At 39.4% G+C, this 231-nt stretch carries 1 pseudogene; it reads right to left on the bottom strand.

Annotation, left to right across the window (positions count from 1 at the left end):
- Positions 1–231: pseudogene (locus FOT98_RS31440) on the bottom strand (AAA family ATPase); the annotation flags it as partial.

Raw genomic sequence — 231 nt, 5'->3', positions numbered from 1 at the left:
ACCTTTGTATTAATTTGCGGGGAACCAAACTGCATCCCCCATTCATAACTCGTACGATCCCTGTCATACGGAATTGTCACCGCAATTTTTTGGGAAGATAGCTTTTCAATATCTTCTACATAATCCTCATCTGCCATATTTAAAACATGAATCATACGAGGCAATGTTAGCTTTGCTTCTTCTAGTAGTTGTAATTCTCTTTTAATTGCTATTGCACCACGAGGGTTGCCG

This window comes from Bacillus sp. HY001 (genome assembly GCF_007558965.1).
Lineage (GTDB): Bacteria > Bacillota > Bacilli > Bacillales > Bacillaceae_G > Bacillus_A > Bacillus_A mobilis.
Note: the sequence above shows the minus strand (reverse complement) of the source record. Positions and strands in the feature narration are given on the sequence as shown.